Origin of the sequence: Streptomyces sp. NPDC048182 (assembly GCF_043202555.1) — a bacterium.
Taxonomy (GTDB): domain Bacteria; phylum Actinomycetota; class Actinomycetes; order Streptomycetales; family Streptomycetaceae; genus Streptomyces.
In genome coordinates, this window is record NZ_JBIDAQ010000004.1 from 481,461 (window position 1) to 496,011 (window position 14,551).

The 14,551-nt window shown below is 72.0% G+C and carries 13 protein-coding genes and 1 pseudogene; 7 read left to right on the forward strand and 7 right to left on the reverse strand.

Annotated elements, in window-relative coordinates:
• The first annotated feature begins 80 nt into the window (after positions 1-80).
• On the forward strand, positions 81-350 hold the full coding sequence (locus ACGFZL_RS10935; RefSeq protein WP_393690536.1) for a hypothetical protein: 270 nt from the start codon (positions 81-83) through the stop codon (positions 348-350).
• Positions 351-363: 13 nt separating this feature from the next.
• On the opposite strand, the gene ACGFZL_RS10940 is transcribed toward ACGFZL_RS10935, so the two are convergent.
• Positions 364-1,806 (reverse strand): short-chain fatty acyl-CoA regulator family protein, encoded by a 1,443-nt coding sequence (locus ACGFZL_RS10940; protein WP_393690537.1) that lies wholly within the window; start codon positions 1,804-1,806, stop codon positions 364-366.
• Between the two features lie 203 nt (positions 1,807-2,009).
• On the opposite strand from ACGFZL_RS10940, the gene ACGFZL_RS10945 reads away from it, so the two are divergent.
• The 3 genes from ACGFZL_RS10945 to ACGFZL_RS10955 are packed head-to-tail and all read left to right on the forward strand — an operon-like array spanning position 2,010 to position 5,592.
• Complete coding sequence (locus ACGFZL_RS10945; protein ID WP_393690538.1) at positions 2,010-3,518, forward strand: MmgE/PrpD family protein; 1,509 nt, start codon at positions 2,010-2,012, stop codon at positions 3,516-3,518.
• Complete coding sequence (prpB, locus tag ACGFZL_RS10950; RefSeq protein WP_393690539.1) at positions 3,518-4,426, forward strand: methylisocitrate lyase; 909 nt, start codon at positions 3,518-3,520, stop codon at positions 4,424-4,426. The genes ACGFZL_RS10945 and prpB overlap by 1 nt, the downstream gene beginning before the upstream one ends.
• 32 nt (positions 4,427-4,458) lie before the next feature.
• Entirely contained in the window at positions 4,459-5,592 is a 1,134-nt protein-coding gene (locus ACGFZL_RS10955; protein WP_393690540.1) for a bifunctional 2-methylcitrate synthase/citrate synthase, read from the forward strand.
• A 363-nt stretch (positions 5,593-5,955) separates the two neighbouring features.
• Here the strand turns inward: ACGFZL_RS10955 and ACGFZL_RS10960 are convergent, their stop codons facing one another.
• From ACGFZL_RS10960 to aceA, 3 genes are read right to left on the reverse strand one after another with little or no spacing between them, the layout of a single operon-like run.
• Positions 5,956-6,825 (reverse strand): 3-hydroxybutyryl-CoA dehydrogenase, encoded by an 870-nt coding sequence (locus ACGFZL_RS10960; protein WP_393690541.1) that lies wholly within the window; start codon positions 6,823-6,825, stop codon positions 5,956-5,958.
• A complete protein-coding gene (gene aceB / locus ACGFZL_RS10965) occupies positions 6,822-8,414 on the reverse strand; it encodes a malate synthase A (RefSeq protein WP_393690542.1) in 1,593 nt (530 codons plus the stop codon). Before aceB ends, ACGFZL_RS10960 begins: the two co-directional genes overlap by 4 nt.
• A gap of 37 nt (positions 8,415-8,451) precedes the next feature.
• Positions 8,452-9,735 (reverse strand): isocitrate lyase, encoded by a 1,284-nt coding sequence (aceA, locus tag ACGFZL_RS10970; protein WP_393690543.1) that lies wholly within the window; start codon positions 9,733-9,735, stop codon positions 8,452-8,454.
• Between the two features lie 382 nt (positions 9,736-10,117).
• On the opposite strand from aceA, the gene ACGFZL_RS10975 reads away from it, so the two are divergent.
• From ACGFZL_RS10975 to ACGFZL_RS10985, 3 genes are all read left to right on the forward strand, one after another.
• On the forward strand, positions 10,118-11,530 hold the full coding sequence (locus ACGFZL_RS10975) for a short-chain fatty acyl-CoA regulator family protein (RefSeq protein ID WP_393690544.1): 1,413 nt from the start codon (positions 10,118-10,120) through the stop codon (positions 11,528-11,530).
• 308 nt (positions 11,531-11,838) lie between these two features.
• Complete coding sequence (locus ACGFZL_RS10980) at positions 11,839-12,024, forward strand: hypothetical protein (protein WP_393690545.1); 186 nt, start codon at positions 11,839-11,841, stop codon at positions 12,022-12,024.
• Positions 12,025-12,083: 59 nt separating this feature from the next.
• Positions 12,084-12,458, forward strand: a complete 375-nt coding sequence (locus ACGFZL_RS10985; RefSeq protein WP_393690546.1) for a hypothetical protein — start codon at positions 12,084-12,086, stop codon at positions 12,456-12,458.
• 59 nt (positions 12,459-12,517) lie between these two features.
• Here the strand turns inward: ACGFZL_RS10985 and ACGFZL_RS10990 are convergent, their stop codons facing one another.
• The 3 genes and pseudogenes from ACGFZL_RS10990 to ACGFZL_RS11000 all read right to left on the reverse strand — a co-directional run.
• On the reverse strand, positions 12,518-13,348 hold the full coding sequence (locus tag ACGFZL_RS10990; protein WP_393690547.1) for a S1 RNA-binding domain-containing protein: 831 nt from the start codon (positions 13,346-13,348) through the stop codon (positions 12,518-12,520).
• 286 nt (positions 13,349-13,634) lie between these two features.
• Positions 13,635-13,775, reverse strand: a complete 141-nt coding sequence (locus ACGFZL_RS10995; protein ID WP_393690548.1) for a hypothetical protein — start codon at positions 13,773-13,775, stop codon at positions 13,635-13,637.
• 221 nt (positions 13,776-13,996) lie between these two features.
• Positions 13,997-14,395 (reverse strand): annotated as a pseudogene (locus ACGFZL_RS11000) (YibE/F family protein); the annotation flags it as partial.
• Between the last annotated feature and the right edge of the window lie 156 nt (positions 14,396-14,551).

The following is a 14,551-nucleotide window of genomic DNA, read 5'->3' on the forward strand; positions in this document are numbered from 1 at the left end:
CCGTGCGGCCCCGGAACCGTCTCGGGGCCACACGCGTTTCTCAGGGCACGACCCAGAAGACGGCGAACGGGAGGGCCCAGTTGGCCAGACGCCCAGAGCCGCCGCGGATCACCGTGGACGGCCAGGACGTGGTCGCTCTGACGGTGGAGGAGTACGAGCGGCTGCTCGCCAGCCGACGGCAGACCGGCGCGCAAAGCGCCCGCGTGCGCGCCCTGACCGAGCGGGTCCGCAGGGCCGACCACCTCGTGCGCGACCTGGAGGGTCTGATCGCGGCCCCCGACGGCCGCGCCGTCGATCTCCGCGACGCCGTCGCCGAACTGCTGCGCCGCCACGGGACGGCACCCATCTGAGCGCCGGCCGGCGTCAGGAGCCGGCGCTCTCCACCGGGTACGGCACATAGGTGCGCCGGTTGGGGTCCAGGGCCAGTCGCCCGCCGGCCGGGGGGCGGGCGCGCTGCGCGCAGTCGCGGCGTTCGCAGATGCGGCAGCCCAGGCCGATCGGGGTCGAGGCCCGGGGGTCGTCCAGGGCGACGCCCTCGGCGTAGACGAGCCGGTGGGCGTGGCGCAGTTCGCAGCCGAGGGCGACGGCGAATTCGGCGCGCGGCGCGTGGTGGCCGTGACCACCCCGGATGACGACCCGTGCGACCCAGAAGTACCGCTTGCCGTCCGGCATCTCGGCGACCTGGGTGAGGATGCGCCCGGGCGCGGAGAACGCCTCGTACACCGTCCACAGCGGGCAGGTGCCGCCCAGCCGGGAGAAGTGGAAGTCGGTGGCCGACTGCCGCTTGGAGATGTTGCCGGCCCGGTCGACCCGCAGGAAGGAGAAGGGCACTCCGCGCCGCCCGGTGCGCTGCAGGGTGCTCAGCCGGTGGCAGACCGTCTCGAATCCGACGCCGAAGCGGGCGGAGAGCAGCTCGATGTCGTACCGCACCTCCTCGGCCGCCGCGTGGAAGGCGTCGTACGGCATCAGCAGGGCGCCCGCGAAGTAGTTGGCCAGGCCGATGCGGGCCAGGGCGGGGGACTCGGGTGAGGCCAGTCCGGGTCCGCCGCACGTCAGCTGGTCGAGGAGCGGGCCGTGTTCCAGCAGGGCCAGCTGCGTCGCCAGCTGGAAGGCGCGCCGGCCGTCGCTGAGCCAGGGGGAGAGGAACAGCAGCCCGGTCTCGGGCATGAAGCGCCGCGCGTCGCCGGACCGGCCGGGAGCGGCCTCGATGACGCGGACGCCGTGGCGCTCGGCGAGCAGCGCCGTGAGCGGGTCGGCGGCCCGGCCGGGACGCAGGTCGAGGACGCCGGCGATCCGCTCGGCCTCGGTGTCGAGGGGCTCGAAGTGGTTGTGGTGGGCGTAGAAGAAGTCGCGCACCTCGTCGTGCGGCTCGGCAGCGGGCAGCAGGCCGTCGGACTGGCCCGGGGACCCGAGGGCGGCGGCCTGTTCGACCGTGTCGCGGTAGCGCCGGTGCAGGGCGACCAGGGCGCGGGCCACCTCGGGGTGGTCGCGGGCGGCCTCGGCGACCTCCTCTGCGGCGGGCAGCGGCTCCCCGCACGCCTCGTCGGCGAGCGCGGTCCGCAGGTCGGTGGCGAGCCGGTCCTCGGCGGCCTCGGAGAAGAACTCCGCGTCGACCCCGAAGACCTCGGCGATCCCCAGCAGCACTGACGCCGTCAGCGGGCGCTGGCTCTGCTCGAGCTGGTTGGCGTAGCTGGTCGAGATGCCCAGGGCGCGAGCCATGTCGACCTGGTTCATACCGTGCTCGCGGCGCAGCCGGCGCAGCTTGGCGTGCGCGTAGACCTTCCGGTCGGCCGGTCGCCGGGCCATGGGCGCTCCTGGGGCTCGTCACGAAGGCTGCTTGCGAACATAACATCCGCCTTCTTCGCAGATTCCGCGGATTCGCAGCCCCGGGCTGTAGGGATTCCGCAGATTGGAGAGGTGGCCGAGCACCTGCCGAGCGGGAAGGGTCGATCCTGTCCGCACCGACAGGACCGCTGCACCGCCGCACCGCTGCACCCGCGAGGAGTCCCGTGATCGAGCACCACGTCCGAGTCCGTCCCAGCGCCGACCGGCTTCCCCGGGAGGACCAGCTGGCCTGGAAGCTCGCCACCGTCGCCACCGCCACCGAGGACCTGGACCCGGACAGCGCCGCGATGGCCGTCAACCGCGTCATCGACAACGCCTCGGTCGCCGTCGCCTCCCTGCTGCGCCGCCCGGTCGCCGTGGCCCGCGCCCAGGCCACCGCCCACGGCACCGCCACGCCGGGCGCCTCGGTGTTCGGCTCCGCCGTCCGGGTCTCCCCGGAGTGGGCCGCCTGGGCCAACGGCACGGCCGTGCGCGAGCTGGACTTCCACGACACCTACCTGGCCGCCGACTACTCCCACCCCGGCGACAACATCCCCCCGCTGCTCACGGTCGCCCAGCACACCGGGAGCGCCGGCGCCGACCTGCTGCGCGGTATCGTCGCCGCGTACGAGGTGCATGTCGCCCTGGTCAAGGGCATCTGCCTGCACGAGTACCGCATCGACCACGTCGCCCACCTCAGCGCCGCGACGGCCTGCGGTCTGGGCGCGATGCTGCGGCTGCCCACCGAGACGGTGTACCAGGCGGTCCAGCAGGCCGTGCACACCACGACCGCGACCCGGCAGTCCCGCAAGGGCGAGATCTCCAGCTGGAAGGCGTTCGCCCCCGCCTTCGCCGGCAAGGCCGCCATCGAGGCCGTGGACCGGGCCATGCGCGGCGAGACGTCGCCGTCGCCGATCTACGAGGGCGAGGACGGCTTCCTGGCCTGGATGCTGAACGGGACGCAGACCGAGTACACCGTCCCGCTCCCCGGCCCCGGCGAGCCCCGCCGCGCGATCCTGGACACGTACACCAAGGAGCACTCCGCCGAGTACCAGGCTCAGGCGATCATCGACCTGGCACGGCGGCTGCGCGAGAAGACCGGGCCCCTCCGGAACGTCCGGTCGATCGTGCTGCACACCAGCCACCACACGCACCATGTGATCGGCTCGGGTGCGAACGATCCGCAGAAGTACGACCCCGCGGCCAGCCGCGAGACGCTCGACCACTCGGTGCCGTACATCCTCGCGGTCGCCCTGGAGGACGGCACCTGGCACCACGAGCGCTCCTACGCCCCCGAGCGCGCCCAGCGCCCCGAGACGGTCGCGCTGTGGCGGAAGATCACCACGGTCGAGGACCCCGAGTGGACCCGCCGCTATCACCACCCGGACCCCGTCGAGCGCGCCTTCGGCGGACGCGCGGTCATCACCCTGGAGGACGGCTCGGTCGTCGAGGACGAACTGGCCCGCGCCGACGCCCACCCGGCCGGCGCCCGCCCCTTCGACCGGCCTGCCTACGAGGCCAAGTTCCGCACCCTCGCCGAGGGCGTCGTCACCGCGTCCGCGCAGGACGCGTTCCTGGGCACGGCCGCCCGCCTCGCCGACCTGCCGGCACCGGAGCTGCACGGCCTGTTCCCGGCCGTCGACACCGAGGCCGTCGCCGCGTACGACGCGCGCTTGCCGAAGGGCCTGTTTTGATGGTGCTGCACACCCGGACCACACCCGCCGAGCGCCGCCGGACCCTCCGCGAGCAGCTCGCCTCGGGCCGCCTGCTCCGCATGCCCGGCGCGATCAACCCGCTCTCGGCCCGGCTGATCCAGGACACCGGCTTCGAGGCCGTCTACCTGTCGGGCGCGGTGCTCGCCGCCGACCTCGGCCTGCCCGACATCGGCCTGACCACCTCCACCGAGATCGCGGCCCGCGCCCAGCAGACCACACGGGTCACCGACCTCCCCGTCCTCATCGACGCCGACACCGGCTTCGGCGAACCGATGAACGCCGCACGCACCGTCCAGCTCCTGGAGGACGCGGGCCTCGCCGGGCTCCACCTGGAGGACCAGGTCAACCCCAAGCGCTGCGGCCACCTCGACGGCAAGACCCTCACTCCTCGCGAGGAGATGGTCCGCCGCGTCCGAGCCGCCGTCGACGCCCGCCGCGACCCCGACTTCCTGCTCATGGCCCGCACCGACGCCCGCTCGGTGGAGGGCCTGGAAGCGGCGATCGACCGGGCGAAGGCGTACGTCGACGCCGGCGCCGACGCGATCTTCCCCGAGGCCCTCGCCGACCTCGCCGAGTACGAGGCGTTCCGCAAGGCGGTCGACGTGCCGCTGCTCGCGAACCTCACCGAGTTCGGCAAGACGCCCCTCCTCGACACGGCCACGCTGGAGGACCTCGGCTACAACATCGCCCTCTACCCGGTGACCCTGCTGCGCATCGCCATGGGCGCCGTCGAGGACGGGCTGCGCACCCTCGCCGCCGAGGGCACCCAGGAGTCCCTGCTGCCCCGCATGCAGACCCGCTCCCGCCTGTACGAGCTCCTCGGCTACGAGGAGTACGCGGCCTACGACTCGGCCGTCTTCGACTTCACGCTCCCGCCCGGCGACTGACCCGGCACCTGACCAACGAAGGCAGGCACCCCATGACCACCACCGTGCCCGAGATCCACCGCGGCCTGGCCGGCGTCGTCGTCGACACCACGGAGATCTCCACCGTCATCCAGGAGAGCAACTCCCTCACCTACCGCGGCTACCCGGTCCAGGACCTCGCCGCCCACCGCTCCTTCGAGGAGGTCGCCCACCTGCTCTGGCACGGCGAACTCCCCGACGAGGGCCAGCTCCGCGACTTCCGGGCCCGCGAACGCGCCCTGCGCCCCCTGGACCGCACGACGCTGGAGCTGCTGACCCGGCTGCCGGAGACCTGTCACCCGATGGACGTGCTGCGCACGGCTGTCAGCTTCTTCGGTGCCGAGGACCCCACGGAGGACGACGGCAGCCTCGCCGCGAACCGCGCCAAGTCGCTCACGCTGCTGGCCAAGCTGCCCACCGTGGTGGCGGCCGACCAGCGCCGCCGCCGGGGCCTGGCCCCCATCCCGCCGGACCCCTCCCTCGGGTACGCGGAGAACTTCTTCCACATGTGCTTCGGCAGCATCCCGGACCCGGACGTGGTCCGCTGCTTCGAGATCTCCCTCGTCCTCTACGCCGAACACAGTTTCAACGCCTCGACGTTCACCGCCCGGGTGGTCACCTCCACCCTCTCCGACCTGTACAGCGCGGTCACCGCCGCGATCGGCGCCCTCAAGGGCCCGCTGCACGGCGGCGCCAACGAGGCGGTGATGCACATGCTCCAGGAGATCGGCGACCCGCAGCGGGCCGAGGGGTGGCTGGACGAGGCGCTGGCGACCAAACGGAAGATCATGGGCTTCGGGCACCGCGTCTACAAGCACGGCGACTCGCGCGTCCCGATCATGCAGGACGCCCTCGACCGCCTGGTGGCCCGCGCCGCGGACCCCGAGACGACCCGCCTGGCCACCCTGCACGCGGCCCTGCGGCACGCCATGATCAGCCGCAAGGGCATCCACCCCAACCTGGACTACCCGGCCGGCCTCGCCTACCACCTCATGGGCTTCGACATCCCGCTCTTCACCCCGATCTTCGTGATGAGCCGCATCACCGGCTGGACCGCCCACATCACCGAACAGCTCGCCCACAACGCCCTCATCCGCCCCCTGGCCTCCTACGACGGCCAGGCCCAGCGCGCCGTGCCGACCGCCTAGCGGACACCGTCAGCCGGCCGGCGCGCACGCGCGCCTCGTCCACCTCGTCCAGGTCTCTTCGCGAAGCCGTCGAAAGCGGTTCCGCGGTCCGGTGAGGCCCTGGCCGTGGCGATGTTCAGCGAGCCCGGGTTGCAGGAGATGTCCCGTCCGACGGTCTCGTAGCCGAGCGAGGCGTCGTAGGTGCTGGGGGCGTTGACCTGGAGGAAGCGGTCGTTCCCACTCACCGCTGCGGGGAGTCCCGGTCTTGCACCGGGTTCCCTCTTGCGACGCCGGACACGGCAGTGCAGGGCCCGCACCGCCGCCCGGGACGAGGGTCCCGAGCGGCCCGTGACGAGGGGCGGGAGCCCGCGTCGTACCAGGCCCTCAGCCCTGGTCGTAGACGTGGAACCCCCGGCCGGTCTTGCGGCCGAGGAGTCCGGCCTCCACCATCCGCTGGAGCAGCGGAGGAGGGGAGTACAGCTGCTCGCGGAACTCGCCGTACAGGGACTCCGCGATGGAGGCGACGGTGTCCAGGCCGATAAGGTCCGCGAGCCTGAGCGGCCCCATGGGGTGGGCGCAGCCCAGTTCCATGCCGGCGTCGATGTCGGCCGCGGAGGCGAACCCGGACTCGGCCATCCGGACGGCCGCGAGCAGGTAGGGGATGAGCAGGGCGTTGACGACGAAGCCGGCCCGGTCCTTGGAGCGGACGACCGTCTTGCCGAGCGTGCCGGCGGCGAAGTTCTCGGCCGCGGCGGTGGTCTCGGCGGAGGTGTGCAGCGAGGTCACCACCTCGACCAGCGGCAGTACGGGAACGGGGTTGAAGAAGTGCAGGCCGACGACGCGATCGGCGCGCTGGGTGGCCATGCCGAGCCGCATGACCGGGAGCGAGGAGGTGTTCGTGGCCAGGACCGCCGCGGGGTCCTCGACGATCTTGTCCAGCGCGGCGAAGACCTCGGTCTTGGCCTCGGGATGCTCGACGACGGCCTCGACGACGAGCTGGCGGTCGGCCAGGTCGTCGAGGCTGCCGGTGAACGCCGTCCGGGCGAGCGCGTCCCGCGCGGCCTCCCGCTCCAGCTTGCCGCGGCGCACCGCGCGGTCGAGGGAGGAGGCGATCCGGTCCCGGGCCGCCCGGGCGGCGACCGCGTCCACCTCGCTGACGACGGTGTCGAGCCCGGCCCGCGCACAGACTTCGGCGATGCCGGCGCCCATCTGGCCGCCCCCGACCACGCCGACGCGTGTGATGTCCGCGCTCATGCCGGGATCTCCGGCAGGCGCACCAGGTGCCTGGAGTAGGCGTCCGGGGTGAAGAACAGCGGCAGTTCGCCGGTGGTGGCCGTGCTCTCGAACAGGGCGCGGAGGTCGTCCAGGGGTGCTGAGGGGTCGTCGGCGCCGAGCGCGGCGAGCTCGTCGGCGAGGACCCGTTCGAGGTCCGCCCCGTCCAGGACCCGGTGCCGCAGCCACTGCCAGATCTGCACGCGGGCGATCTCCGCGGTGGCGGCGTCCTCCATGAGGCCATCGATGGCCACCGCGCCCTGCCCGCGGAGCCAGGCCGCGTAGTAGCGCAGGGTGACGGCGACGTTGGTGCGCACGCCCTCGGGGGTCGGCGGGCCGCTGACGCGGCGGACGGAGAGCAGGTCGGCGGGGGTGACCTCGATGTCGTCCCGGGTGCGGTCGAGCTGGTGCGGCCGGCTCCCGAGGACGCCGCCGAACACCTCGCGGCAGAGGGGGACGAGGGCGGGGTGGGCCACCCAGGAGCCGTCGAAGCCGTCCTCGGCCTCCCGCTCCTTGTCCAGGCGGACCTTCGCGAACGCGGCCTCGTTCGCCGCCGGGTCCTTGCCGGGCACCTGGGCGGCCATGCCGCCGATGGCGTGGGCGCCGCGCCGGTGGCAGGTGCGGACGAGGAGTTCGGTGTACGCCCGCATGAAGGGCGCGGTCATCGTCACCTTCGCGCGGTCCGGGAGCAGGAAGTCGGTGCGGTGGCCGAAGGTCTTGATCACGCTGAACAGGTAGTCCCAGCGGCCCGCGTTCAACCCGGCGCTGTGCTCCCGCAGTTCGTAGAGGATCTCCTCCATCTCGAACGCGGCGGTGATCGTCTCGATCAGGACCGTGGCGCGGATCGTGCCGCGCTCGATCCCGAGCAGCTCCTGGGCGAGCAGGAAGACGTCGTTCCACAGCCGGGCCTCATAGCGGTTCTCCAGCTTGGGGAGGTAGAAGTACGGGCCGTACCCGGCGTCGATCTGCCGCTGGGCGCAGTGGAAGAAGTAGAGGCCGAAGTCCACCAGCGCGGCGGGCACGGGCCGGCCGTCGCACTCCAGGTGCTCCTCGTCCAGGTGCCAGCCGCGCGGGCGGATCATGATCGTGGCCAGACGTTCGCCCAGCCGGTACTCCTTGCCCTCCGGCGTGGTGAAGTCGATCCGCCGTTCGATGGCGTCGAGCAGGGTGAGCTGCCCGCTGACGACGTTGTCCCACAGGGGAGCGGTGGCGTCCTCGAAGTCCGCCATCCACACCCGGGCGCCGGAGTTGAGGGCGTTGACGGCCATGCGGCGCTCCGGCGGCCCGGTGATCTCCACGCGTCGGTCGGTCAGGCCGGGCGCGGGCGGGGCTACCCGCCAACGGGGGTCGTCCCGCACGGCGGCGGTGACCATGGGGAAGATGAGGGGAGAGCCCGCCGCCAGTCGCAGCGCCTGTCGGCGGCGCTCCTTCATCAGCTCGCGCCGGCGGTCCGCGAACGCGTCGGCCAGCCTGCCGACGAAGTCCAGGGCGGCGGGCGTGAGGATCTCGTCGTGCCGGTGGCCGGGCGCGGCGAGGACACGGACCTGCTGGGTGAGTGCGGTGGTGGTCATCGGGCTCTCCTCTCGGTGGGGTGGGCGGCGCGGCGGCCTAGTGGAACTGCTCTTCCTCCGTGGAGCCCGACAGGGCGGTGGTGGAGGAGGCCGGGTTGACGGCGGTGGAGACGAGGTCGAAGTAGCCGGTGCCGACCTCGCGCTGGTGCTTGACCGCGGTGAAGCCGTGCGCCTGGGCGGCGAACTCCTTCTCCTGGAGGTCGACGTAGGCGGTCATGCCGTGGTCGGCGTAGCCGCGGGCCAGGTCGAACATGCCGTGGTTGAGGGAGTGGAAGCCGGCCAGGGTGATGAACTGGAACTTGTAGCCCATGGCGCCCAGTTCGCGCTGGAACTTGGCGATCTGGTCGTCGTCCAGGGCGGCCTTCCAGTTGAAGGACGGCGAGCAGTTGTAGGCGAGCATCTGGTCGGGGTGCTCGGCGTGGATCGCCTCGGCGAACTCGCGGGCCTGGGCCAGGTCGGGGGTGCCGGTCTCCACCCAGATGAGGTCGGCGTACGGCGCGTAGGCGAGGCCGCGCGCGATGACCGGCGCCATGCCGTTGCGCACCCGGTAGAAGCCCTCGGCGGTCCGCTCCCCGGTGACGAACTCGGCGTCGCGCTCGTCGACATCGCTGGTGAGCAGGTTGGCGGCCAGTGCGTCGGTGCGGGCCACGACGACGGTGGGCACGTCGGCGATGTCGGCGGCGAGGCGGGCAGCGTTCAGGGTGCGGATGTGCTGGGAGGTCGGCACCAGGACCTTGCCGCCGAGGTGGCCGCACTTCTTCTCCGAGGCGAGCTGGTCCTCGTAGTGGATGCCGGCCGCGCCCGCCGCGATCATCGCCTTGGTCAGCTCGAAGGCGTTCAGCGGGCCGCCGAAGCCGGCCTCCGCGTCGGCGACGATCGGGGCGAGCCAGTCGGTGGTGTCGCCGGCGTTCTCGGCGGTGGCGATCTGGTCGGCGCGCAGCAGCGCGTTGTTGATCCGGCGGACCACCTGCGGCACCGAGTTGGCCGGGTAGAGGCTCTGGTCCGGGTAGGTGTGTCCGGCCTGGTTGGCGTCGGCGGCGACCTGCCAGCCGGACAGGTAGACGGCCTGGAGGCCGGCCTTGATCTGCTGCACGGCCTGGCCGCCGGTCAGCGCGCCGAGCGCGTGGACGTAGTCCAGCTCGTGCAGCTGGCGCCAGAGCCGCTCGGCACCGCGCCGGGCCAGGGTGTGCTCCTCGCGGACGCTGCCGGAGAGCCGGACCACGTCCTCGGCGGAGTGGGTGCGCTCGATGCCGGCCCAGCGGGGGTCGGTGGCCCACCGCCGCGCCAGGTCCTCGGCCGCCTGCGTCCTCGCGTCTGCCATGACTGTCTCCGTCTCCTCGGTCTGCACTGGCTGCCAATCCCGCCGTCCGGATGAACAGAGGTGGCACTGCGTGTCGTGTCGTTCGGGATACGGCCCGCCGTCACCCCGAGGTGGAGCTGAGCAATGTTGCCGGTGCAAGAGGCTGCCTTGGTCGGGGTCTCCGGCGTCAGGGCAGATATCGTGCCCCGATCCCTGGCTCTTCCTGCTTGGTCCGGCGGGCCGCACTACGACCCTGGCACTGGCACTGAGTGCCATCAACTGGGGACGCATGCCAATCTCTGCGAATCTTCCCGGCCGGTTCTGCCAAGTTTGCGAAGCTTCCAGAAGCGGCTTGTTGTCCTACCCTGATCGGGTCGAGCCCTGGGCGATGAGGAGCGGTGCGGTGAGCAAGACCTACGCGGGAGCGCGGCTGCGACGGCTGCGCGAGGAGCGGCGTATGAGCCAGGCGGAGCTGGCCCGGCTGCTGGCCATCTCGCCGAGCTACCTGAACCAGATGGAGCACGACTCCCGCCCGCTCACCGTGCCTGTGCTGCTCCGGCTGACCGAGGCGTTCGGCGTGGACCCGGCGTTCTTCTCCGAGCGCGACTCGACGCGGCTGCTGGCTGACCTGCGCGAGGCGCTCGCCCCGGAGGTCGCCGACGCCAGGATCTCCGCCGCCGACCTCGCCGACCTGGCCGCCCGGCTGCCCGGCGTCGCCAAGGTTCTGCTGGACCTCGGCCGCCGCAACCAGCAGCTCTCCGAGAGCTTCGCCGGGGCGACGGACGGCCGGGGGCGGGACCACGGCGTCACCTCCACACCCCACGAGGAGATCCGCGACTTCTTCTACCGCCGGCAGAACTACCTGCACGAAACCGACCTGGCCGCCGAGCGGCTGGCCGCCGGGATCGGGGTCCGGCCGGGGGAGGTGATCGGCGCCCTCACGGCCCGGCTGGCCTCGGCGCACGGCGTCCGGCTCGCCGCCGAGCCCGGCGCCCGCCTGCACCGCTACGACGAGGGGACCCGCACCCTCCACCTCTCCGGACGGCTGCGGCCGGGCCGGCGCGCGTTCCGCATGGCCACCCAACTCGCCCTGCTGGAACAGGGCGACGACCTCGCCGCCCTGGCCGCCGAGGACTTCCCGCCCGGCTCACCCACCCACGAACTGGCCCGCATCGGCATCGCCAACTACTTCGCCGCCGCCCTGATCCTGCCCTACACCGCCTTCCACGCGGTGGCGGAGGAAGCCCGCTACGACATCGAGCGCCTCAGCGACCACTTCGGCCTCGGCTACGAGACCGTCTGCCACCGGCTGAGCACCCTGCAGCGCCCACGGCTGCGCGGCGTGCCGTTCTCCTTCGTCCGCGTCGACCGGGCCGGCAACCTCTCCAAGCGCCAGTCCGCGACCGGCTTCCACTTCTCCCGGGCCGGCGGCACCTGCCCCCTCTGGAACGTCTACGAGGCCTTCGCCACCCCCGGCCGCATCGACGTCCAGATCGCCGAGATGCCCGACGGGCAGCGCTACCTGTGGACCGCCCGCGCCGTCACCCGGCATCGCGGCGGCTGGGGCCAGCCCGGCAAGACCTACGCCATCGGCCTGGGCTGCGAGATCCGCCACGCCCACCGCCTCGTCTACTCCGACGGCCTCGACCTCGGGAACGTCTCCGCGGCCACTCCCATCGGCATGGGCTGCCGCGTCTGCGAACGCCTCGACTGCTCCCAGCGTGCCGTACCGCCCCTCGGGCGTCCGCTGCTCATCGACCGGAACAGCAGCACCTTCGTGCCCTACCCGGTCCGGGACACCGAGCCCGCCGAGTGATCCATGCCCGCCGTCCGCAGCGCGGCCTACATGGGTCGCCGGTGGCGGGTTCGGCCGGCAGACAGCCGAGGAACCGCTTGCGTGAAGCGGCCACCACCACGGGGCGACCCAGGCAGCGCCACGCGTCCAGCCCGACCAGCAGCGCCCAGTCGTCCTCACGGCTCTTGGCCCACCGAGATGTGTCGCCGGCCGATCGAAGAGGAGGTTCCGGGCCTGCACTTCATGACGATGAACGTCTCGCAGGCTACAGATGGTCCACCAACCTGCCCGGCGCCTACAAGGACACGCGGGCCTCCGACGGTTCGAGCGTGCTGGGTGTGCTGGACTTCACCGTCGGCAGCATGTTCACGTGGCTCCTCGACGGCAGCAAGACGTACACCATCGACACCTCCGTCGCCGGCGGTACCGCCGCCTCGTCCACCACCCCTATCGCCATCAAGGCGACCGGGACCTGCCGCAACTGGACCCTGGGAAGCGGTGCGGTCAACTGCTGAGAGCACTTCGATCCCCTGCCGCCACGGCCTGGGCAACGGCCACGTTCGCCGCCCAGGCCGTGGTGCTGGTCGTCGTGGCGTGGGAGTGGAACGGCGCCACCGCCCCGCCATCGTGGCTCGTCACCACCGGCCTCGCTTTCGCCGTCGCCTCCCTCGGATTCGTGGCGGCACAGCTGCGCCGCCAGCGCTGGAAGGCCGGCCTGGCGCTCTCGCTGGCCGCGTTCCTCCTCGGCTCGGCGGCCGTCCTCACGACCGGAGCGGTCGCCATGCACCGTGCACTGGATGTCTGCCTGCACCGCCAGAGCGGTACCTACGGCGGCGCTCTCACCCGCCGCTACGATCCGTTGGACGATGTCATCGACTGCCGCGTCGACGATGCCAAGGGGCGTAGCGGGACCGCTCGCATCCCGGTGTGGGAACTGCTGAACAGCTGACTCGGCAGGCGGACCGTCTCCGCCGAGGAGGTCGAGGACGCCGACCCGAGCAGGGCTGCTCAGCCCGCCGCGGCCGAACCGCGAGCCATACGCAGGCGTACCCGCTGACGCCGGCAGTCGACCTCGGCGACCTCCACCATGATCGATTCGCCCTCCTCGACGAGCTGCTCCGGGGTCTCGATCGACTCGGCGGTCAGCTCGGAGAGGTGAAGGAATCCCATTACCTCAGGTGCAAGTCGCACCAGCACCCCGAAAGGAACGATCTTGACGACCGTGCCGGTGAGGACCTGGCCGACGTGATCAGCGAACCGAATGAGCGGATTCTCGCGCAGCGCCTTCACCGAGAGCGTCACCTGTCCCGAGCGCGTTTCGGTGACGACCACCTCGCCGGTGATCCGCTGGCCGACCTCGACTGCTTCGGAGGGGTGGCTGATCCAGTCCCAGGTCAGGTCCGGCACCCGGATGAAGCCGGTGCGCAGCCCCTCCGGTTCGCCATCGACGTGCACGAAGACGCCGAAGCCGTGCACTCCGGCGACCGTTCCGGTGACGATCGTCCCTGGCTCGAGCGTCAGGAGAAAGGACCGCAGGGCCGGGATCTCGCAGGCCTTGGCGGAGAAGTAAAGCTCCGTCTCGCCCCAGTGACGGATCTCTTCGGCGTCGATCTCCTGGCCTATCTCGAACAGCTCGGAAGGATGCTCCGTCCGAAACATCGAGGCCTCATCTGGAGGGATTCGGCCGATCTCGGCCTTCTCACCCTCTTCTACGTCCACGAGTTGCACCATGACGTCCGGTCCGTCGAACCCGACGACCTTCACCCTTCTCACGACCGCCGGCTGCATGAGCTGGTTGAGCAGGAACTGATAGCGAGGGTCGGCGGTCGGCTCGGACATGAAGCTGAGCCTAGTCGGTCTCCGCTGCCGGTCTCCGACCGGTCGGCGCTGCAGAGGGGTCGGTGCGGTGGTAGGTGTGGGCGCCGAAGCAGGACACGTTCCTGCGGGCGCTGTCGAGCCTGCACCACTTCGAGGGCTGCTCGTCGGCACGCACCTTGCCGAAGGTGGCGGCCAGCGGGACGGGGAAGAGGAGGAAGAGGCAGCGGGGCGGCCGGCCGTCGGGCGGGCGCTGCGCATCGACTCTGAGGACAACGGCGCTTACGACCCGAGGTCGACGGGCCGAGCCTCAGCGCTCCTCGTACGGCTCCGACGGCCTGCCCCGGGGATGCCAGCTGCCCGTCACCGTCACCCAGGTGTCGGCCTCCGGTGCCTCCGCCTTGACGGCCGTGGCGTCGGCCGCGCAGCACGTCACCCGCAGCCGGGTCACGGACCAGGTGTCACCGCGAACCCGCCGACCAGGACGTACAGGCAGGCCCGCACGGACAGACGCACGGCGTCGGCGAGTCCGCCCCGCCCGCCGGCGTACTTGTGATCGCTCACGTCACTCGCTTCACCGTTCGGCCACCCACTGTGCCCGGCGCCGCCGATGCCCGGCACAGCGCCGCTCGCGCACTGCCGGGCCGGGGCAGTGGTCGCGCCGACTTCTGGTCAAGGCTTGCGACGACGGCCGCGTCGGCGCCCCGTCGCCCTGCCGGCGGGGCCCAGCCCCGCCTCGTCAACCGCTCGCCGGTACCCCGGCCGGTCGGCCGAGACGACCAGGGCGGCGAGTGCCGTGGTGACCGGCACCGACGCCACCAGACCGATGGAGCCGACGAGCGTGCGCACGATCTCCTCGGCGACCAGCTCGCTGTTGGCGACCGTGCCCACGCTGCTCTGTGCGATCGAGAACAGCAGCAGCAGCGGCAGTGCGGCGCCCGCGTAGGCGAGGACGAGGGTGTTGACCACCGAGGCGATGTGGTCGCGGCCGATGCGGATGCCCGCTCGGTGCAGGCCGTGGATCAGCCCCGTGTTCTCGTCGGTGTCACCGGTCAGGGCGGCCCAGTCGATCCCATGAGGCGTCAGGCGCCGGACGGGGTCAGGCCGGACCGCGCGTCGTGCCGGTGCGTGGGGCAACCCGGCAGGCCGCTGTGCTGATATTGAAAATGATTACCATCTCACCTAACCTGGTCACGCATCAGGACGACTCAGGCCGCGGTGCCGTGA